The organism is uncultured Campylobacter sp. (genome assembly GCF_938031315.1).
GTDB lineage: Bacteria > Campylobacterota > Campylobacteria > Campylobacterales > Campylobacteraceae > Campylobacter_B.
Window position 1 is genome coordinate 1 of record NZ_CALHHT010000512.1, and the last position, 19,654, is coordinate 19,654.

The window sequence follows — 19,654 nt, forward strand, 5'->3', positions numbered from 1 at the left end:
GGATTGAGCGAACTTTTAATCAGAGTTTATTTGATGAAAATGAAGCTTTAACTAAACTGCGAGCTTATAGCGGTGAACTTGAAAATAAGTTAAAAAAGCGACATTTTCTTGCAAATTGTGTTGTTTTAAAGATTCGCGATGTTAATTTTAAGACAATTACTAAAAGAAAGAAGCTAAAACAAGGCACTAATGATAAAATTGTTATTTACGACACTGGTCGTGTCTTGTTTGAAACAGAAAAAGGGATGCTCGCAACTGGAGTACGTCTGTTAGGACTTACTGTAACCGATTTTGAAGAACATCCAGTTGAGAACTTATCGTTAGATATTTTTGAAAACAAGTAATGATAAAATAAATTTAGTAAACAACAAGGAGAACAGATTAATGGCAACTTTTGATGAAATTTATGAAAAGATAAAATTTGCGGAGAAATTCTATGTCCAATTTACAAACGAAATCTCATAAAAAACTTGCACGAGCGAAATAAGAAGCTCTTTTAATTAAATTTATAAACAAGATTTTACAGATGAATTTCACGCTAGAAAAACCTTAGCGAAATTTGCGATATTTTTAAAAGCAAACGGCGAAATTCTACGCAGATTTAGCGTCTAATTGCGAATTTAGCTAAGGGGCAAAATTTAGCACTGCATCAATCGCGCAAAAGCCCAAGCTCTTAAAATTTCGCTAAAAACTATGCCAAGATGCAAACCGTAGCAATAATAGCCCTAGATCGGCATTACGCGGATGTTTGGGCTAAGGTTTTCTTGTAAAACATTTTCGATCGCGTATAATGTACCGCTCGCACCGCTAGCGCAGCCGCTACAAGCGCCAAGATAACGGATATATATGTCCGTTTTGCCGTCGTCTGCAGGTCTGATATCGATGACGTCGAGATTGCCGCCGTCCATCTGAAGCATCGGGCGGATATCCTCGTCAAGCACCCCTTCGACAGCCTTAAATTTACCGATCAAATTTAGCTGCTCAAAGCTCATCTCGGCTCCCGCTTTCGCGCTAGTGGCGGCACTCGCCTCGGCTTGAGCTTGAAGCCTCTCTCGCTCCATCTCCTCTCTGGTTTGCTTTAAAATATCGACCAGATAGTAGTCCTTCTCCTCGTGTCCGCCCGGGCGCACGCAGGATTTACAAAACGCGCCCGCTTTGGTGTATTGCGTGATCTCTTCGACCGTATGAAGATCGTTTAATCGGATCACCTCTTTGATCGTGCCGAGGCTTACGCGCGCGCAGTCGCACACAATGATCTCATCCTCGAAATGCGCAGGATCGACGCCCTTATAATTCGCCGCAGCCTGCTTAATGACGTCGTATGCCATTACCGAGCAGTGCATCTTTTGCGGTGGCACGGCGGGCTCATCTGGGGTATCGCGCATCGCGTACTCTACGTCTAAATTTGTAATCTTTACCGCTTGATCGACGGTCTTTCCGATACAAAGCTCAGCCATTGTATCCGAACTCGCAATCGCCGTGCCGCAGCCGAAGCTTTTAAATTTTGCGTCTAAAATTCTATCGGTTTTAGGATCTATCAGCCAGTACAGCCGCACCGCATCGCCGCAACTCTCGGCGCCGAAGTCAGCGACCACTAGCTTACCACCTCTAGCCTTTGCTTCCTCCTCGGTGATCTCGCCCATATAGCGAGGATTATTCATACGCTCCTGCACTTTTTGCGAGTACTGCTCCCAGATCGAGCCATTTATCAAACTATTTTTTGCCATTTTTTATCCTTTATTTTTCTCATAACCTTGCGGTGCATAAGCAAACGTGCTTGAAATCCCGCGCAGACGAGCGATAGCCTTACCTATATGCTCGATCGCATAATCGATCTCCGCCTCCGTCGTAAAGCGCGACAGCGAAAGCCTTAGCGCCGTATGCGCTAGTTCCTTATCCGCGCCGATCGCTTCCATTATCGGGTTATTCTCGAGCGCCTCGCTCGCACACGCAGAGCCTGTAGAAGCGGCGATACCTGCTTTATTTAGATCCCACAGCATCGCCTCTCCCTCGACGCCTTGGATCGAGGCAAGGATGGTGTTTGGCACACGGATGCTGCGATCGCCCACGACGCCTACGTTTGGAATTTGCAAAAGCGCATCCTCCAGCTTATCGCGCAGCCTGCTTACCTGAGTGCGCTCAAAATCCATAAATTTATTCGCTAGCTCCAAAGCTTTGCCGAGCCCCACGATGCCTGCGACGTTTAGCGTGCCGCTGCGGCGTCCGCCCATATGCTCTCCTCCGTGAAGCAGGCTCGTAAGCGGCTTACTATCTTTTATGTAGAGTGCGCCGACGCCCTTTGGAGCGTGAAATTTATGCCCGGAAAGGCTTAAAAAATCCACATCCGCATCGCGCACGTTTACCCTTATCTTACCTACGGCCTGCACCGCGTCGGCGTGATATAGCGCACCGCGTTCGTGTGCGATACGCGCGATCTGTTTAACGGGGAAGATCGTGCCGGTTTCGTTATTTGCCCACATCACGCTAACAAGCGCGGTTTTGTCGTTGATCTTTTCGCTAAGCTCGTCAAGATCGATCTGTCCGTTTTTATCGACGCCAAGACGTGTGATCTTTACGCCACAAATTTTTTCTAAAAAAGCACAGGTCGCGCTGATTGCGGGGTGCTCGACGGAGCTTATGACAATATTATCCTTCTCGCCGGTTAGAATTTTATCGTAGTAAATTCCTTTTAAAACCCAGTTATTGCTCTCGGTCGCACAGCTCGTGATGACGATATCGTCCGCATCCGCAGCGCCTAGTCCCGCATAGAGCCTATCCATCGCAGTTCTTAACGCGGGGTGAGTCTCGCTGCCGAAGCTGTGAAGGGAGTTTGGATTGCCATATTTATCGCAAAAAAATGGTTTCATCTCCTCAAAAACTTCGGGATCGACCATAGTAGTGGCGTTATTATCTAAATAAACGCGCTGCATAAAATTCCTTTCTAAAATTTGTCTGAAATTTAATCAGACAATTTCGCTCTTTTATCAATTTCGCACGATAATATAACATAATTGCTAAATTTTTCTTTAACGCTTGCCGTTTTAAAAACCAAAAGTTTTCGGAGAATTTATTAGATCGAAAAATTCCTTGCGCGTGTCGTTTCGGCTGATAAAAAGCCCTCGCAGTGCCGACGTAGTCGTGGTCGAGTTGATCTTTTGCACGCCGCGCATCTCCATACACATGTGCCGCGCCTGCAGCACCACGCCCACGCCGAGCGGATGGATCACCTCTTGGATTGCGCTTGCGATCTGCTCGGTAAGCTGCTCTTGGATCTGCAGCCTGCGCGCGAAAATATTTACCATACGCGGAATTTTGCTAAGCCCCACGACCTTTTTATTCGGGATATACGCGACGTGCGCGCGCCCTATAATCGGCAGCAGATGGTGCTCGCAAAGGCTATAAAATTCTATATCTTTTATCAAAACCATCTCATTGTTGCTGCTCTCAAACAGCGCGTCGTTTAAAATTTCTTTTGGATCCAGCTCGTAGCCGCTAGTTAGAAACTCATAGGCTTTGGCCACGCGCTCGGGCGTCTTCGCAAGCCCGTCGCGTTTCGGATCCTCGCCTAAAATTTCAAGCATCTGCGACACGCAGTTTTCAAATTTAGCTCGGCTTTTTTCGTCCATTTTTAGCAATTCCTTAAAGATCGATGCGCGATATTACTCAAAAACGCCTTTTATAACGCTGATAAATTTTAAAATTCCGCGCGAAATTTTATCAATCTCATTATGTTAATGATAATATATTTAAATTTAAGAAATTTTTGTTTAAAATCCGCCGTTTTGATAAGCTTTATCTAAAAGGAGTTCAGTAATGAAATTTAAGATGAGTTTTGGCGCGGCTTTGGCGCTTTTTTCTTTTGCTTGCGCCGAACAAAACGCCGCAGCAAACTCCGCCTCGGGCGAAAACCTAGGCGATATCGAGGTCGTAGAATGGGCGAATAACGACGACGGTTATCGCGCCGTACGCAGCGAGATTGGCAAGACGACTAAGAGAATTTTAGAAATTCCGCAAACCGTAAACGTCGTAACGCAGCAGCATCTAAAGGACAAAAAGCCAGAGACCTTAGCGGAATCGCTGCAAAACGTAAGCGGCATAAGCTATGCAAATACGACGGGAAATATTTTCGATGCGATCATCAAGCGTGGCTTTGGCGAGGGTCGCGACGGCTCGATTATGCGCAACGGCGTGCCGGGCGCCGTGATGCACAATTTCAACAAAACCATTCAATCCGTCGAGGTTCTAAAAGGGCCCGCGAGCATGCTCTACGGCGCGCAGCAACCAGGCGGCGTCATAAACATGGTAACCAAAAAGCCGCAGTATGAGTTTATAAATGAAATTTGGGGCGGGCTGGGCAATCGCAACTATTGGGACGCGGGATTTGATACTACAGGGCCGATTGCAGATAGCGGCTTTGCGTATAGATTTATATTCGATTACTACGCGAAGGATTATTGGCGAAATTTCGGCGGTATAAAAAACACGCTCTTTGCGCCGTCGCTTGCGTATCAAGGAGATGATTATTCGATAAGCTTAGGCTACACCCATAGCCGCTCTACCGATCCGGTGGATCGCGGCGCGTTTTTAGTGCCGAGTACGGGTAAAATTTACGGCAGCGGCAAAGTCCGCTTCGACGAGCCGGTAAATAAACTACAAAGCAAACTCGATACGGTTGATTTCGGCTTTGAGAAGGAATTTAACGAGGATTGGATATTAAAAGGCGCCTATGCTTTCTCGCGCAGTAAGCACGAATACGGCTACGTCCGTCCGAACAATCCATTCACGCCCCAAGGCCTTACCGGCACGACGCGATCGTATAACTACTACGATAATTTCATACACCGCACGCACGCAGCAAGCGTCACGCTAAACGGCAAATTTGAAACGGGCCCGCTTAAGCACGACGTCCTTTTCGGCACGGATTACAAAAACTACTACAGATACCGCCCGGGCGCGCTAAAAGGCACCGCAGGGCGCATCAATATGCTTACCGGGCAGACCGCTTCGGGCGCCGTCCTAACGAACGATAGAGAGCCAAAAATACAATATCAAAAGCTAAGAACGATCGGGCTTTACACCCAAGATAATATAAATTTAACCGACGAGTTGATACTTTCTTTGGGCGTGCGTAGGGAATTTTACGATCAAGTAGCCAAGCAAAGCTGGCAAGGGCCGAACAGCACCGATCAGAAAAAGGCTGCTACGACCTATCAGGGCGGGCTTTTGTACCTGTTAAGCCCACAGTGGTCAGTATATACTAACTACGCGCAAAGCTTCACGCCGCAGATGTCCATAGGCGAGGCGATAGGCGGCGATCTAAAGCCGGAGGAAGGCAAATCCGTGGAGCTCGGCACTAAATTTCAAAACGATCGAGTCACTGCGGGTGCGGCGGTGTTTAATATCGATAAAAGAAACATCCTGCGGACGGTAAATAATATAAGTGAGACGATCGGCAAGGCTCGCTCGCGAGGATTTGAACTCGATATAAACGGGCGCGTGACGCAGGGACTTAGCATGTCAGCGAGCTATGCATATACCAAAACGAGGGTGCGCGAGGACGACGGCGCTTTTGCGGTGCTAATCGGCAAACCGCTGGAAGCGACGCCGAAGCACCAAGCAAGCCTATTTGCCAACTACGATTTTGCGCATCTAGGCGCAAAGGGGCTTAGGCTTGGCGGTGGTGCGCGATACTTCGGCTCGTGGTACACCTATTATATGCGCACGAATCTACCGAGCGTGCCCGCAGGAACGGCGTTTAAGCTGCCTCACGCCGTAGTTTATGACGCCTTCGTGAGCTACGATACTAAAATTTCGGGCTATGATACGAATTTTTCGTTCAACGTCAAAAATTTGACCGACAAAAAATACTACACCTCATCCTCAACCGGCACGACCACGAGCGTGATACCTATTCAGATGGGCTACGCGCGGCAGTTTATGTTTAACGTATCGGTAAAATTTTAACCTCAAGCCCGCTTTAAATTTTAAGGCAGGCTTTTAAAATTTTAAAATTTTGATAAATACAAACCGCTTAGGCTCGGCAAATTTTAGGAATTTATACTTTAAATAAGAAATTTTTTGATATATTATTCGCTATTTTTAAATTTTCTAAAGGAATTTTATGGAAGTAAAAGCAAAAATGAAAGACGCCGCGAATGCGGTAGCTGCGAGCAAGATCGAAGCAAAGCAGATCGCAGCCAAAGTAGAAGAGCTAGCCAAAAAGGCCTCCAAGCAGCTAAGAATCGATGGATTCAGACAGGGTAAAGTGCCTACCGCAGTGGTTTTGAAGCGATACGGCAAGCAGCTTGAGGGCGACGCAAAGCAGGAGCTTCTTAAAGATATGATCGATGAGTCTCTTAAAATTTTAAAGAAAAAACAAGATGAAATTTTATCCGAGCCGGTCTTTTCTAAATTTGACGAAAAAGAAGGTGACATTGACGTGGAGATCGAAATTTCTTTCAGGCCCGAGGTTAGCGTCGAGGGATACGAGGAGCTGATTCCTAAATTTAGCAGCCCACGCGTTACTCAAAAAGAGATCGACGAGAAAGTAGAGGAATTTTTGCAGATGATCGCTCCGCTTTCTAAAACCAACAAAAAAATTCTAGCCAAAGACGATTTTGCAAAATTCGACTTCGAAGGCTTCGTGGACGGCAAGCCATTCGACGGCGGCAAGGCGCAGGATTACGTCCTTCAGATCGGCTCAAATCAATTTATCCCGGGCTTTGAAGACGGAATGATCGGACTTAGAGTGGGCGAAGAGCGCGACGTAGCAGTTAAATTTCCGCAAGATTACGGCGCGAAAAGCTTAGCCGGCAAGGACGCGATTTTTAAAGTCAAACTTCATGAAATTCAGGCTAAAAAACCTGCCAAAGAGCTCGGCGAGGAGGAGCTAAAGCAAGCGCTTCCGGGCGAGAAAGAGCCGAGCAAGGAGAAATTTGAAGCGCGCATCAAAGAGCGCATCAAAAACGATAAGCTTCAAAAGCTGATAAACGAGGATCTAAAGCCTAAATTTGCCGACGCGCTCGCCGAGAAATTTAACTTCGCGCTTCCAAAAGCGATCGTCGAGCAGGAGATTAATTTGCAGTTTAACAACGCCTGGAGCGGCTTTTCAAAGGAGCAGATCGAGGAATTTAAAAACAACAAAGACGCCCTGGATAAAAAGCGCGAAGAGTTTAGAAAGGCGGCCGAAAACAGCGTAAAACTTACCTTCTTAATCGACGAGCTAGCTAAACAACGCAAGATCGACGTGAGCGATCAGGAGCTCGTCCAAGCGGTCTATATGGAGGCCTACACCTACGGCGCCGATCCGAAGGAGCATCTAAATAGATACCGCAACAACGGCATGCTGCCGGCCGTTAAAATGGCGCTGATCGAGGAGAAGCTATTTAACGACATCTTCACGAAGCAAGGCAAAAAAGAAGCGAAAGGCGAATAATGGTGATTCCTTACGTTATAGAGCAGACCGGCCGCGGAGAGCGCAGCTACGATATCTACTCGAGGCTACTAAAAGACCGTATCGTAATGCTTAGCGGCGAGATCGACGACGCGGTGGCAAGCTCGATCGTCGCGCAGCTTCTGTTTTTGGAGGCGGAGGATCCGGATAAGGATATCTATCTATACATCAACTCCCCGGGCGGCGTGGTTACGAGCGGATTTAGCATTTATGACACGATGAATTACATCAAACCCGACGTAAGCACGATCTGTATCGGTCAAGCGGCGTCGATGGGGGCGTTTTTGCTAAGCTGTGGAGCCAAAGGCAAACGCTACGCGCTTCCAAACTCGCGCATAATGATCCACCAGCCCCTCGGCGGCGCGCAGGGCCAAGCTACCGACATCGAGATCCAAGCCAAAGAAATTTTACGAATGAAAGAAATTTTAAATAACATCCTTTCGCAAAATTCCGGCAAAGATCTCGCGCAGGTCGAAAAGGACACCGATCGCGACTTTTTCATGAGCGCCGAGGATGCCGTGCAATACGGGCTGATCGATCAAGTACTTCAAAAGAGCTTTAAATAGATGATTCTGGACGTCCTTACCTATCCGAATAAAAAGCTTTATCAAAGATCGACCGAGGTCGTTAAATTCGATGCGGCGCTAGGTAAGTTTTTGGACGATATGTATGAGACGATGATCGCAAAAAACGGCATAGGTCTTGCCGCCATCCAGGTAGGAAGGCCTGTGCGCGCTTTGATCATAAATTTAGCCAATGAGGAAAAAATCCAAGACAAAAAGGACCTCATCGAGATCATCAATCCGCAAATTTTAAAAAAGGAAGGCGAGGTCGTTTACCAGGAGGGCTGCCTCTCGGTGCCGGGCTTTTATGAGGACGTCACGCGCGCCGAGTTTATTACGGTGCAATTTCAAGACCGCGCCGGCAATACCCGCCAAATGGACGCTAGCGAGCTGCTAGCCGTCTGTATCCAGCACGAGATGGACCACCTCGACGGACATCTTTTTATCGAGCGCATCGGATACAACAAACGCAAAAAATTTGATAAAGAATTCAAAAAAAGCCTAAAAGAAAAATCGAAATGAAATCCCTAAAATGCGCTGCCTTCACGGATGCTCTGATCCCCGTAGAGGTCGAGTCGACATTTGTGCGGGGGCTGCCGGGATTTAATATCGTAGGCCTTGCGGGAGCTACGATAAAAGAGAGCGAAAGCCGCGTTAAAGCCGCGCTTATGAGCTTAAATTTTAAATTTCCCGCGTCCAAAATCATCATAAATCTCTCCCCCTCCGATACGCCCAAAAACGGCTCGCACTTCGATCTTGCGATCGCGCTTCTAATCGCGCTGCAAAAAGAGCGCATAGACGGCGATTTCTTTGTCTTCGGCGAGCTCGGTTTAGACGGCAGTTTAAAGAGCACGGCGAGCCTCTTTTCGATCCTGCTTTTTTTAAGCACGAAGGTGAAGCGCGCTAAAATTTTAGTGCCGCAAAGCATCGCTCTAAAAGCCTGCACGATCCCAAACTACGACGTTTATGCCGTAGATAGCCTAAGCGACGCGGTCAGATTTTTTTTAGACGAGGAGTTCGCCGCAAGCAGGCTCATGCGAGAAACCCATCCGCTTTTTAAAAACGTCGTGGAGATTGACGGGCAAGCTTACGTCCCCAACCGCGATTTTTCGCTCGATTTCAAAGACGTCAAAGGACAGAAGCGCGCCAAGCGCGCGAGCCTGATCGCCGCGTGCGGCATGCACAATATCCTCTTTGAGGGCAGCCCCGGCTGCGGCAAAAGTATGTGCGCCAAGCGGATAGCCAGAATTCTGCCTCCGCAGAGCCTAGGCGAAGTGCTACTCTCGTGCGCCTACGAGTCGCTAAATAACAAAGACGTCGATTTTAGCGCACTGCGCCCCTTCCGCTCACCACACCACACCAGCACGCGCAGCTCGATTTTCGGCGGCGGCAGTAGCGGCGCAAAGATCGGCGAGGTCGCGCTCGCAAACGGCGGCGAGCTGTTTTTCGACGAGCTGCCGCACTTCGGCAAGCAAATTTTAGAAAGCCTGCGCGAGCCGCTAGAGGATAATAGAATTTTAATTTCGCGCGTAAATTCCAAGGTCGAATACCAAACGAAATTTATCTTTGTCGCGGCGCAAAATCCCTGCCCGTGCGGAAATCTATTCTCCAAAAACCTCACCTGCACCTGCTCGCTAAACGATATCAGGCGCTACAAAAACACGATCTCCGCGCCGCTGCTCGATCGCATCGACATATACGTCGCGATGGACGAAACCGGCGCGGACGATAGAAGCGACGTTTGCAGCGAGGAGATGGCGGATGCGGTGCTGCGGGCGTTTCGCGCGCAAAAGGCTCGCGGACAGAGCGAGCTAAACGCAAAGCTACGCGACGAGGAAACTGAAAAATTTTGCGTCTGCGAAAGCGCTGCGCGAGAGGTTTTGCAAACGGCGATCACCCGCTACGATCTTTCGCAACGCGGCGTAAATAAAACGCTAAAGCTCGCGCGCACGATCGCCGATCTAGCAGGCGCCGAGATCATCGCCAAGGCGCATATTTTGGAGGCTCTTAGCTTTCGCATAAGGAGCGAAATTTGAAAAAAATTTTCTTTAGCACCGAGGGGCTTGACGCGCGGGCTAGCGCGAAATTTGGACTGAGTGAGCAAATTTTAATGGAAAATGCCGCCGGCAGGATCGAGCGCGAGATCAGAAAGCGGCTCAAAAAGGGCTCGCACATTTTGGCGCTTTGCGGCGGCGGAAACAACGGCGCGGACGCGATGGCGGCGCTGCGAAAGCTAAGCGGAGATTTTAACTGCACCGCGCTTTGCGTGCTTCAAAACAGAAGCGCGGCGGGTAAATTTCAAGCTGATGCGGCGCGGGCTGCGGGCGTTAGATTTATCAACATCGCGAGCGCAAAAGACGATTGCGGGCACGTAGAGGGCGCGTCTAGCAAGGATGCCTGCGCGCATGAAAGCGTAGGCGGCTCCTATTTAAAGGACGTTGGCTCTTGTGAGGGCGAGCGCGAAAGCCCAAGCGGCACGGACATTTCAGGCGGCGGCGATAAATTAAGCGCGAAATTTACGGGTGCTAAATTTGAGATCGCGGAGCACGGCGACGAATGCAGTGATCTAGGCGACGAATGCGGCGAGCCGAGCATCCTGCACGATGAGATTACAAACGCAGACTGCATAATCGACGGAATTTTCGGAAGCGGCTTAAACAAAGCCTTAAGCTCTGAAATTTGTGAAATTTTATCTCTCGCAAATAGCGCAAAATCCCTAAAAATCGCAGTCGATATTCCAAGCGGTATCAATAAGAGCGGGCGCATTTTAGGCGGTGCGTTTTGCGCGGATCTGACGATCGCGATGGGCGCACTCAAGCTCGCGCTGTTTTCGGATACGGCGAAGGATTATGTAGGGCGGATCAAGGTCGCAAATCTTGGAATTTCGCGCTTAAATTTTGAGGGGCGGAGCGAATATTTTCTGCTTCAAAAAAGCGATCTGAAGCTGCCGCTACGCAGGAAGCAAAACACCAACAAGGGCGACTTCGGGCACACCTACGTCGTAAGCGGGCAGATGAGCGGAGCGGCGCAGATGGCGGCTCTGGCGGCTCACGCGATCGGCAGCGGGCTCGTTAGCGTCGTTAGCGATGAGCCATTAAACTTAAGCCCGATTTTGATGCAAAAAAGCTCATTTGATGCCGCGCGGGTCGTAGTCTGCGGTTGTGGTCTCGGGAAGCGGAAGATCGATCTTGCCGCGCTGCGGGACAAAAGCTGCGTCATCGACGCCGATCTGTGCTACGAGCGCGAAATTTTAAGCCTGCTAAACGCCAATTCAAATTTAATCATAACGCCCCATCCGAAGGAGTTTTGCTCGCTTTTAAAGATCGCGGGCATCGCAGATCTTAGCGTGAGCGAGCTGCAAGAGCGGCGCTTCGAGCTTGCGCAGGCGTGGAGCGATAAATTTAGCGGCGTGCTCGTGCTAAAGGGCGCAAACACGCTCATCGCCCAAGCGGGCATCATCTACGTCTGCGACAAGGGTAGCGCCGCGCTCGCAAAGGGCGGCAGCGGCGACGTACTCGCAGGGCTCATCGGCGGGCTGCTCGCGCAAGGCTACTCGCCTCTGCAAGCCTCAATCTGCGGCGTCCTAGCCCACGCGCTCGCCGCGCGAGCCTTCGCCAAAAACTCCTACGCGCTAAATCCGCTCGATCTCATCGAGGAGGTAAAATGGCTGTAAAAAAGCTCGCCGTGCTTTTTAGCGGCAGCGGCTCAAATTTGGAGGCGATCCTGCAGAAGCTGCACGGCAAAATTTTTGGTGAAACCAAGATCGAAGTCGTGCTAACGCTAAGCAACAAAGCCGACGCGGGAGGTATCGCAAAGGCCGCAAAATTCGGGCTTAAAAGCGTGATCCTAAATCATAAAGACTTCGCTAGCCGCGAGGAATTTGACGCCGCGCTCGTGCGCGAGATCGAAAAAAGCGGCGCGGAGCTTACGGTGCTTGCGGGCTTTATGAGGATTCTCACGCCCGTTTTTACGAGCAGGGTTCGCGCGATAAATTTGCACCCGTCGCTGCTGCCGCTTTTTAAGGGCGCGCATGCGATAGAGCAGAGCTTTGAGAGCGATATGAAGGTGGGCGGCGTGAGCGTGCACTGGGTCAGCGAGGAGCTTGACGGCGGTGCGATCATCGCTCAGCGAGCGTTTGAAAAGAGCGCGGGAATGAGCCTTGAGGCTTACGAAGCCAAAATCCACGAAATCGAGCATGAGCTATTGCCGCAGGTGATCGTAGAAATTTTGTGCCAAAGCTAAATTTTACGCTAAATTTAAAGAGCGAAATTCCGCGGAATTTTATAAATTTTAAAGCTTAGTTCTTTAAATTTAGAGGCGGTTCAAGGCTAAGCTTTAAAATTTGCTAGCTAAATTTAGAAAGAGAAAGATGACCGCAAACGAACTGGAAAAACTAAGGCTCGACATCCTGGAGGAGGCGGAGCAGCGCAAAGGCACGGCGTTTTCGATAATAGCACTAGCGGTGCTGGCCTCGGCGCTGTGGCTATTTTTCAATTTTAGAGATCAAGAAGCAGCAGTAGGTCTCTGCTGGATTATAGTGATATTTAGCTGCGGCAGCATCTCTTTTAGAGTAGTGAATAAAGATGCAAATATAGTGCGCGTATTTATCTTTTGCACCTTGCTGTGGATGCTTGCCAAAGGCGTAGAAATGTGCGAGAATGATACCTTGCGCTTCGTCATCGCACTCGTAACCATCTGCCTTTCTTTGTTTAATATCGCAGATGCCGCGCTGGAGCGGATCAAATACAACAGATCCAAAAAATTCGTCCGCGCCTTTAAACACCAATATATTGCGCCCTATATTGCAAGCCTAGGTTATCGCTACGAAATTTCAGGCTCGTTTCGGCCGGCGTATCTGCGCGCTAGCGGCCTATTTGTGGACGGTATAAGCTATTTTGATTGCGAAGATAAAATTTCCGGCGTTTATGACGGAGTATTTTTCAGTTTTGCGGATGTTTGCGTGACTCATACTGACGAACGACGTAGCAGCAGGGGGATCTTTTTCTACGCAGAATTTAAAAAGCGCGTAAACTCGGTGGCGGTGATCCTGCCTTCGCTCAGCGCTAGGCCAACGCTTGGCGGACTTAAGAAGATCGCGATGGACGATAGCGAGTTTAGCTCCGCATTTAGCGTATATAGCGCCGATGCGGTGTCTGCAATGTATGCCCTCACACCCGCCTTTATGCGGCGCTTGCTTCGCTTTAGAAGCGGTGCCGGCGGACCGATCAGTTTAAGCTTTTCTGGTAGAAACGTCTATATTTTCATCCGCACGGGATACGATAGTTTCGAGCCTAGCGTGGATCGCAGCGTATTTAGCTTTGATCCCGCCGCGTCTATCAAGCACGAGCTTCTATTCTTTCTCTCCATCGTAAAAAGTCTGAAATTAAACGAAAATATCTGGCAGGATTAAATTTTAAATTTGACCTTAAATCCGCAAATATGGAGGCTTTGCGCCGCCGCGAAATTTTGAAATTTAAAAGCACTCTTCCCGGCTCGGCGTCGCTATGATTTAGAATTTTCGCGACAAGGTCTTATGGACTTTGCCGCAGGGTTTATTACATTTGCGGCGGAGGGCGAAGTTTGAAATCTATCGCGATGAAATCCCATACGATTTATAAATTTTTGCGGCCCGAATAGAAGAATTGAGCGAAGATGGATACTGATATGGCGATGATTGCACCGTACGCTTTCCATAATGGAGATTACCACGCTGCCTATCATCGTGCCGCAAACACTACTTTTACCGTCGCGAGCCCGCACCAAAAAAATTGAGTGCCGATCACGGCAATGATAGAAGAGATAATTTACTTATATTTTCATCGTTCATTTCGCCATCCTAATGCTTTTAAAAATCGACGATTAAAAAGCTCACACAAAAGCCGGCCACACATTTAATCTGCCTCCAAGCATTTTTAAGCGACAATACGAAAATCAAATTTTCGGAGTCCTCATGACGATTTACGAGTTAAAGCCCAAATTTCAAAATTTACTTCGTCCGTTAGTAAGACGTCTTCACGGCGCGGGCGTCAGCGCAAATCAAGTCACGATCACAGCCTGCGTCATTTCCGTTCTGCTGGGCGGACTTCTGATAAAATTCGCCGAAATTTCGACGCTATTCTTTCTGCTGCCCGTTTGGATGTTTTTGCGTATGGCGCTAAATGCCATCGACGGCATGCTGGCTCGCGAGTTTAATCAAAAAAGCCCGCTGGGCGGCTACCTAAACGAAGCCACGGACGTCATCTCGGACGCCGCGCTGTATCTGCCGTTTGCCTTCATGGCGCCGTTTGACTGGGGCGTTATCGTGCTCGTTATCTTTCTATCTTTTATGAGTGAGTTTTTGGGCGTCCTAGGGCAGGTGCACGGTTGCGGCAGGCGATACGACGGGCCTATGGGCAAGAGCGACCGCGCGTTTATATTCGGGCTTATCGGTACGGTATATGCGCTATCTGGGCGACTACCGGAGTGGTTTAGCGGGGTACTTTACGCCGCGATATTTTTACTCGCGCTTACTTGCGCAAACCGCGTGAGGATGGGACTAGAAAGCTGGGAATAAGGCGCCTCGGACGAGGATAAATTTAATAGCTATCTCCAAAATCGACGCAAGGTAAATTCGCCTAAATTTGATATAATTGCAAAAGTTTTAAGCTCGCCTCGACGCGGGCACGCAATCGTTATAAATTTGATCTTGTTTAAATTTACGAGATTTTTTGAGGCGAGGATAAAATATCACGGCGAATTTGTCCGCTTAATTTAGACGTTTTAAAAGACGCTAGGCGCGCAAAACGCGCTCGGTTAATTTCGAGCGTTTTATTAAAGTCGGTGAAATCAAAGGCAAGTAGCAAAAGCGGCAAATTGCAGGCGTTACTTAAAACCGTATCGGCTTTAATCGCCTCAAATTTATGTCTAAACGCTCGTTTTCGGCAAGGTGGGCAAGAAGCTTATTTGCCGCACGCAACCGTAAAATTGAGGGCACCGTAAAAAGTGAATTTGAAAAGTAAAAGAGTAAAAAGGATACAGGATGAAAGAGTTTTTAGCTGCAGCGCTTGATTTTATCCTTTGCCGTATCACGATATTTATCACGGGCGTACGGCCGCCGCAGGAGCTTTTAAATATCGGAGACGGTACTAAAATTTACTACGCGAACCACGCTAGCCACGGCGATTTTTTGCTGATTTTCGTCTCGCTGCCGTATCGCGTGAGAAAGCGCGTGTGCCCCGTCGCGGCGGCGGAGTACTGGGAGAGCGGGCCCGTGCGCAGATTTCTTGCTAAAAACGTGTTTAACATGGTGCTAATAAGTCGCCGCAAAGATCCGCTAGAAGCGCTAGCGCAAATGAGCGACGCGCTGCAGACCCACTCTCTCATCATCTTTCCGGAAGGCACGCGCAAGATGAATGACGACTTAGCACTTCAGCCGTTTAAAAGCGGGATATTTCGTCTAGCGCAACAGTGCCCCTCCGTGCCTTTGGTGCCGATTTGGATCAAAAATGCGCGCAACGTCCTGCCTAAGGGCTTTATGATACCCATCCCGCTGCTTTGCGAGCTGATCGTGGGCGAGGAGATATCGTACGGCGGCGAGGGCAAGGGCGAGTTTTTACAAAAGGCGCAAGACGCGCTGCTAGCGATGAGCGATACGCAAAATGATAGAACGAAAGCCTGATTTGGCGGCTCTGGCGACGGCGGTAAATTTGAGCCCTACAAATCCGTCAGACGAAAAGGGAAAATTTGCGACCGATTTTTGCGGTAAATTTGACGGCGAGCCTTTTAAAACGGCGGCCGAAAACGTCAAATTTGAGCGCGAAACCCGGATCAAAACGCTCGCCTCGCCGCAAATCAAATTTGACCCAAACGTGGGCTCAAAGCGCGAGCAATTCTGGCTAGCAAATTTAACCGCCCGCAGGGCAAACCAAACGCGCGTAAATTTGACTCGCTTGGAGCACTCCGAAACATACGTCAAATTTAGCTTCAAATTTAACCAAAAGGCCCTAAAATGAACCCGCAAAATCATATCTTAAATCTATTTTTAGGACTCATAGCAGTGCTGGTCGTCTCTAGCGCCATTGCCTTTATGCTAAAGGCGAAATTTGGCGCCGAGAACAAAACCGTCTCAAATTTGACCTCGCGCATAAACGCCTGGTGGGCGATGATTTTGGTGATTTTTGCGTTTACGTATATGGGCAAAAACGCCGTAATATTTTTGTTTTTGCTAGTTTCGTTTGCCGCATTGCGCGAGTTTTTGTCGCTCATCTACATCCGCAGAGGCGATCACATCGCGCTCGTGGCGTGCTTTTACGTGATTTTACCTATGCAGTATATTTTTATTTATGCAGATTGGTACGCGATGGCGATGATATTTATCCCGGTTTACGGATTTTTATTTTTGCCGATTTTGGCGGCTATTTGCGGCGATGCGGCATATTTTTTAGAGCGCTCGACGAAGATCCAGTGGGCGCTGATGATCTGCGTCTTTTGTATCTCGCACATCCCCGCGCTTCTTTTACTGGGTCTTGAGCGAGGTAGCGGCATGGAGCTGATGCTGTTTTTGATCCTGGTCGTGCAGGCTAGCGACGTGCTGCAGTACATCTGGGGTAAACTTTTTGGCAAGCACAAGATTGCGCCTAGCATCAGCCCGTCTAAAACGGTGGTCGGCTTTGCTGGCGGCGTACTTAGCGCTAGCGCGCTGGCTGCGTGTTTGCATCATCTCACGCCTTTTGGTGCGACGGGGGCGTTTTTTATCGGGCTTGCCGTTTGCATGATGGGCTTTTTAGGAGGGCTTGTTATGTCGGCAATCAAGCGCGATCTGGGCGTCAAAGACTGGGGATATATGATCAGCGGGCACGGCGGGATGCTTGACCGTATGGACTCGCTGTGCTTTGCGGCGCCGATATTTTTTCACATAGTTAGATACTTTTACGCGTGAGGTTTTGATGAAAATTCGGAGCAAAATTTTACTTTTAGCGCTCGCGGCAAATTTAGCCTTTGCCTTTTCGGCCCAAAAGCTCGTGCAAGATGCCAGAGCGCAGGTCGGGCAGACGCTGTTTTACGATCATTCGTACTCTAGGCTTGAGTACCCGATGGGCGACGTGGATATGATAAAGGGCGTTTGCACCGACGTCGTCGTTAGGGCGCTGCGCGGGCAGAATATCGATCTGCAGCGGCTCATCCACGAGGATATGAGCGCAAATTTTAGCGCCTATCCAAAAAACTGGGGCGCGAAAAAGACCGACAAAAACATCGATCATCGCCGCGTACCAAATATCGCCACCTATCTAAAACGCAAGGGTTACGAGGCGAAGGGCGAGTTTAAAGCGGGCGATATCGTGACGTGGCGGCTGGATAACGGCAGGCCGCATATCGGCATAGTTTCGGATAAATTTGCCGATAGCAAAACCCCGCTCGTGATCCATAACATCGGGCTTGGCGCGCAGGAGGAAAACGTGCTAAATGTTTACGAGATAACGGGGCATTTTAGGATAAAATAAGCGTAAAAACCGATAAATTTAAGCAAGAAAGGCGAAAAATGGAGTTTAAAGAGAGCTATTTTATAACGAGCGACGGGGCGAGGATATTTTACAGATACCGCCTGGCTGCGGACGTAGCGTGCGAAAACCCGAGCGCAAATGAAGTAAATTTAAGCGACGCCGGTAAATTTGACGGGTCAAATTTGAGCGCCGAGGCCACAAACGAAACATCAAATTTGGCTAGCGAGCAAGCAGTCGGTGCGGATGAAAATGCGGAGCCTGATTTTGGCGGCGCGGGTAAATCTGACGAGCAAAATTTACCAAACGGCGGCGAAAACTCGTACTCAAATTTAAACGAAAACGGCAAATGCGGCACGTCAAATTTGAGCGAGACGTCTAGCGAAAACGCCGAGCAAAATCTCAAATTTAAAGCCGCGCCGAATGCCAAAGCCGTAGCGATATTTCACCGCGGACACAAGCACTCGGGCAGAACGACGCACGTGGCGGACGGGGTAGCGGATGATAGTTTTAGCTATTTTGCCTGGGATCAGCGCGGACACGGCAGGAGTGACGGCGAGCGGGGCGACGCGCCAAGTATCGGCCGTCTCATCGCCGACGTGGACGAGTTTGTAGCGCATATCGAGCAGAGATTTGGCTTTGATACGCGAAATCTAGCCGTGATAGCCCAAAGCGTGGGCGCCGTGCTGGTCTCGGCGTGGCTGCACGACTACGCTCCGCGCGTTCGCTGCGCGGTGCTGGCAAGTCCGGCGTTTAGCGTGAAGCTTTACGTACCGTTTGCTAGAGCGGGCTTAAAGGCGCTCTACAATGCGCGAGGAAATTTTTTCGTAAACAGCTACGTCAAGGCGCACTATCTCACGCACGACAAGGAGCGCCAGGCCAGCTACGACGCCGACTCGCTCATCACTCGCGCGATCTCGGTGCGCATACTGCTGGGGCTTTACGAAGCGGCGCAGCGAGTGGTTTCGGACGCCGCGGCGATCACGACGCCTACGCTGCTGCTGGTTTCAGGCGATGATTGGGTCGTGGAGCACGCCCCGCAGCACGAGTTTTACAACGCTCTTGGCGCGCACGTAAAAAGGCGCGAGGTTTTAGAGGGATTTTACCACGATACGTTGGGCGAGAGCGAGCGGGAGAGGGCGTTTAGTATAGTGCGCGAGTTTGTCGGCGAGAGGTTTAGCGCGCCTTTTAGCGAGGTGGACTGCACGCACGCGGACGAATACGGATTTAGCCGCGAGGAGGCCGATAGGCTAGCAACGCCGCTGCCGAGATTTAGCCCGAAAAATTTGCGGTTTAAATTTCAGCGGGTATTTATGCAGGCGGTTTCGCCGTGGGTCGGCGGGCTAAAGATCGGCGAAAATACCGGCTACGATAGCGGCAGTACGCTTGACTACGTTTACCGAAACGAGCCGCAAGGGGCGAATAAATTTTTTAAATTTATCGACAAATTTTACCTAAACGCCATCGGCTGGCGCGGCATCAGGGAGCGCAAACGAAATATCAAACTAGCCATCGATCAAGCCGTGGCAAAGCTGCAGGAGCGAGGCGAGCCGCTACGACTGCTAGACATCGCCTCGGGGCACGGCAGATACATACTAGACGCCGCGCAGGGGCATAAATTTGAGCGCATAACGCTGCGCGACTACAGCGACATAAACGTAAAAGCCGGCAGCGAAATGATAAAAGAGCGCGGGCTGCAGGACGTCGCGAGCTTTACGCAGGCAAACGCCTTTGACGCCGCTAGCTACGAGGGTCTGCAGGACGCATATACGCTAGGCGTCGTGTCTGGGCTGTTTGAGCTTTTCCCCGATAACTCGGTCGTGCGCACCGCGCTGCAAGGCTTTTCAAGCAGCGTAAAAAGCGGCGGCTACCTCATCTACACCAACCAGCCGTGGCACCCGCAGCTCGAGATGATCGCGCGCGCTCTATCTAGCCACAGGCAGGGCGCTGCGTGGATCATGCGCCGCCGTAGCCAGGCCGAGATGGATCAGCTCGTGGAAAAGGCGGGATTTAAAAAGGTGCGTGAGTGGATAGATGGGGATGGGATATTTAGCGTGAGCTTGTCTGTTAAAATTTAACGGCTTGTCTTTTGAGCGCTTTTTAATTTGACGATTTTGTCTGTATTTTAAAATTTTAAAGCGTAAATAAAAACCAGCGCAAAA

The 19,654-nt window shown here is 49.6% G+C and carries 18 protein-coding genes; 15 read left to right on the forward strand and 3 right to left on the reverse strand.

Features of this window, described 5'->3' with window-relative positions:
• A partial coding sequence (locus Q0236_RS12685; protein ID WP_297918749.1) for a hypothetical protein occupies nucleotides 1-344 on the forward strand: 344 nt, incomplete at its 5' end.
• Between the two features lie 381 nt (nucleotides 345-725).
• Here Q0236_RS12685 and Q0236_RS12690 read toward each other — a convergent pair.
• From Q0236_RS12690 to folE, 3 genes are all read right to left on the reverse strand, one after another.
• Nucleotides 726-1,727 (reverse strand): iron-sulfur cluster assembly scaffold protein, encoded by a 1,002-nt coding sequence (locus tag Q0236_RS12690; protein ID WP_297918752.1) that lies wholly within the window; start codon nucleotides 1,725-1,727, stop codon nucleotides 726-728.
• Between the two features lie 3 nt (nucleotides 1,728-1,730).
• Entirely contained in the window at nucleotides 1,731-2,930 is a 1,200-nt protein-coding gene (locus Q0236_RS12695; protein ID WP_297918755.1) for a NifS family cysteine desulfurase, read from the reverse strand.
• 111 nt (nucleotides 2,931-3,041) lie between these two features.
• Entirely contained in the window at nucleotides 3,042-3,626 is a 585-nt protein-coding gene (folE, locus tag Q0236_RS12700) for a GTP cyclohydrolase I FolE (protein ID WP_297918758.1), read from the reverse strand.
• Between the two features lie 187 nt (nucleotides 3,627-3,813).
• Here folE and Q0236_RS12705 point away from each other — a divergent pair, with 187 nt between their 5' ends.
• The 14 genes from Q0236_RS12705 (at nucleotide 3,814) to Q0236_RS12770 (ending at nucleotide 19,570) form a co-directional block, all read left to right on the forward strand.
• Nucleotides 3,814-5,964 (forward strand): TonB-dependent siderophore receptor, encoded by a 2,151-nt coding sequence (locus Q0236_RS12705; RefSeq protein WP_297918761.1) that lies wholly within the window; start codon nucleotides 3,814-3,816, stop codon nucleotides 5,962-5,964.
• A 157-nt stretch (nucleotides 5,965-6,121) separates the two neighbouring features.
• Complete coding sequence (tig, locus tag Q0236_RS12710; protein ID WP_297918764.1) at nucleotides 6,122-7,435, forward strand: trigger factor; 1,314 nt, start codon at nucleotides 6,122-6,124, stop codon at nucleotides 7,433-7,435.
• Nucleotides 7,435-8,019 carry an ATP-dependent Clp endopeptidase proteolytic subunit ClpP gene (clpP, locus tag Q0236_RS12715; protein WP_297918766.1) on the forward strand — a complete coding sequence of 195 codons (585 nt, stop codon included), beginning with the start codon at nucleotides 7,435-7,437 and terminating at the stop codon, nucleotides 8,017-8,019. Before tig ends, clpP begins: the two co-directional genes overlap by 1 nt.
• The gene (def, locus tag Q0236_RS12720) at nucleotides 8,020-8,538 is read left to right on the forward strand and encodes a peptide deformylase (RefSeq protein ID WP_297918769.1); all 519 of its coding nucleotides are present in this window, start codon (nucleotides 8,020-8,022) and stop codon (nucleotides 8,536-8,538) included.
• On the forward strand, nucleotides 8,535-10,052 hold the full coding sequence (locus Q0236_RS12725; RefSeq protein WP_297918772.1) for a YifB family Mg chelatase-like AAA ATPase: 1,518 nt from the start codon (nucleotides 8,535-8,537) through the stop codon (nucleotides 10,050-10,052). The genes def and Q0236_RS12725 overlap by 4 nt, the downstream gene beginning before the upstream one ends.
• Complete coding sequence (locus Q0236_RS12730; protein WP_297918774.1) at nucleotides 10,049-11,689, forward strand: NAD(P)H-hydrate dehydratase; 1,641 nt, start codon at nucleotides 10,049-10,051, stop codon at nucleotides 11,687-11,689. Before Q0236_RS12725 ends, Q0236_RS12730 begins: the two co-directional genes overlap by 4 nt.
• Nucleotides 11,680-12,258, forward strand: a complete 579-nt coding sequence (gene purN / locus Q0236_RS12735; RefSeq protein ID WP_297918777.1) for a phosphoribosylglycinamide formyltransferase — start codon at nucleotides 11,680-11,682, stop codon at nucleotides 12,256-12,258. The genes Q0236_RS12730 and purN overlap by 10 nt, the downstream gene beginning before the upstream one ends.
• A 127-nt stretch (nucleotides 12,259-12,385) precedes the next feature.
• Entirely contained in the window at nucleotides 12,386-13,426 is a 1,041-nt protein-coding gene (locus Q0236_RS12740) for a DUF3137 domain-containing protein (protein WP_297918780.1), read from the forward strand.
• A gap of 540 nt (nucleotides 13,427-13,966) precedes the next feature.
• Complete coding sequence (locus tag Q0236_RS12745; protein WP_297918785.1) at nucleotides 13,967-14,569, forward strand: CDP-alcohol phosphatidyltransferase family protein; 603 nt, start codon at nucleotides 13,967-13,969, stop codon at nucleotides 14,567-14,569.
• 465 nt (nucleotides 14,570-15,034) lie between these two features.
• Nucleotides 15,035-15,673 (forward strand): 1-acyl-sn-glycerol-3-phosphate acyltransferase, encoded by a 639-nt coding sequence (locus tag Q0236_RS12750; protein WP_297918788.1) that lies wholly within the window; start codon nucleotides 15,035-15,037, stop codon nucleotides 15,671-15,673.
• Complete coding sequence (locus Q0236_RS12755) at nucleotides 15,654-16,007, forward strand: hypothetical protein (RefSeq protein WP_297918790.1); 354 nt, start codon at nucleotides 15,654-15,656, stop codon at nucleotides 16,005-16,007. Before Q0236_RS12750 ends, Q0236_RS12755 begins: the two co-directional genes overlap by 20 nt.
• A complete protein-coding gene (locus Q0236_RS12760) occupies nucleotides 16,004-16,933 on the forward strand; it encodes a phosphatidate cytidylyltransferase (RefSeq protein ID WP_297918793.1) in 930 nt (309 codons plus the stop codon). Before Q0236_RS12755 ends, Q0236_RS12760 begins: the two co-directional genes overlap by 4 nt.
• 7 nt (nucleotides 16,934-16,940) lie before the next feature.
• Nucleotides 16,941-17,495: a DUF1287 domain-containing protein gene (locus Q0236_RS12765; protein WP_297918796.1), complete on the forward strand. Its 555-nt coding sequence runs from the start codon at nucleotides 16,941-16,943 to the stop codon at nucleotides 17,493-17,495.
• 38 nt (nucleotides 17,496-17,533) lie between these two features.
• Entirely contained in the window at nucleotides 17,534-19,570 is a 2,037-nt protein-coding gene (locus tag Q0236_RS12770) for a bifunctional alpha/beta hydrolase/class I SAM-dependent methyltransferase (protein ID WP_297918799.1), read from the forward strand.
• The last annotated feature ends 84 nt before the right edge of the window (nucleotides 19,571-19,654 follow it).

Excerpts from the sequence above, each read along its gene's own strand:
- Q0236_RS12705 (WP_297918761.1), top strand. The coding sequence starts at position 3,814 with ATGAAATTTAAGATGAGTTTTGGCGCGGCTTTGGCGCTTTTTTCTTTT.
- Q0236_RS12755 (WP_297918790.1), top strand. The coding sequence starts at position 15,654 with ATGATAGAACGAAAGCCTGATTTGGCGGCTCTGGCGACGGCGGTAAAT.
- Q0236_RS12725 (WP_297918772.1), top strand. The coding sequence starts at position 8,535 with ATGAAATCCCTAAAATGCGCTGCCTTCACGGATGCTCTGATCCCCGTA.
- Q0236_RS12765 (WP_297918796.1), top strand. The coding sequence starts at position 16,941 with ATGAAAATTCGGAGCAAAATTTTACTTTTAGCGCTCGCGGCAAATTTA.
- folE (WP_297918758.1), bottom strand. The coding sequence starts at position 3,626 with ATGGACGAAAAAAGCCGAGCTAAATTTGAAAACTGCGTGTCGCAGATG.
- clpP (WP_297918766.1), top strand. The coding sequence starts at position 7,435 with ATGGTGATTCCTTACGTTATAGAGCAGACCGGCCGCGGAGAGCGCAGC.
- Q0236_RS12690 (WP_297918752.1), bottom strand. The coding sequence starts at position 1,727 with ATGGCAAAAAATAGTTTGATAAATGGCTCGATCTGGGAGCAGTACTCG.
- def (WP_297918769.1), top strand. The coding sequence starts at position 8,020 with ATGATTCTGGACGTCCTTACCTATCCGAATAAAAAGCTTTATCAAAGA.
- tig (WP_297918764.1), top strand. The coding sequence starts at position 6,122 with ATGGAAGTAAAAGCAAAAATGAAAGACGCCGCGAATGCGGTAGCTGCG.
- Q0236_RS12695 (WP_297918755.1), bottom strand. The coding sequence starts at position 2,930 with ATGCAGCGCGTTTATTTAGATAATAACGCCACTACTATGGTCGATCCC.
- Q0236_RS12760 (WP_297918793.1), top strand. The coding sequence starts at position 16,004 with ATGAACCCGCAAAATCATATCTTAAATCTATTTTTAGGACTCATAGCA.
- purN (WP_297918777.1), top strand. The coding sequence starts at position 11,680 with ATGGCTGTAAAAAAGCTCGCCGTGCTTTTTAGCGGCAGCGGCTCAAAT.
- Q0236_RS12745 (WP_297918785.1), top strand. The coding sequence starts at position 13,967 with ATGACGATTTACGAGTTAAAGCCCAAATTTCAAAATTTACTTCGTCCG.
- Q0236_RS12740 (WP_297918780.1), top strand. The coding sequence starts at position 12,386 with ATGACCGCAAACGAACTGGAAAAACTAAGGCTCGACATCCTGGAGGAG.
- Q0236_RS12770 (WP_297918799.1), top strand. The coding sequence starts at position 17,534 with ATGGAGTTTAAAGAGAGCTATTTTATAACGAGCGACGGGGCGAGGATA.
- Q0236_RS12750 (WP_297918788.1), top strand. The coding sequence starts at position 15,035 with ATGAAAGAGTTTTTAGCTGCAGCGCTTGATTTTATCCTTTGCCGTATC.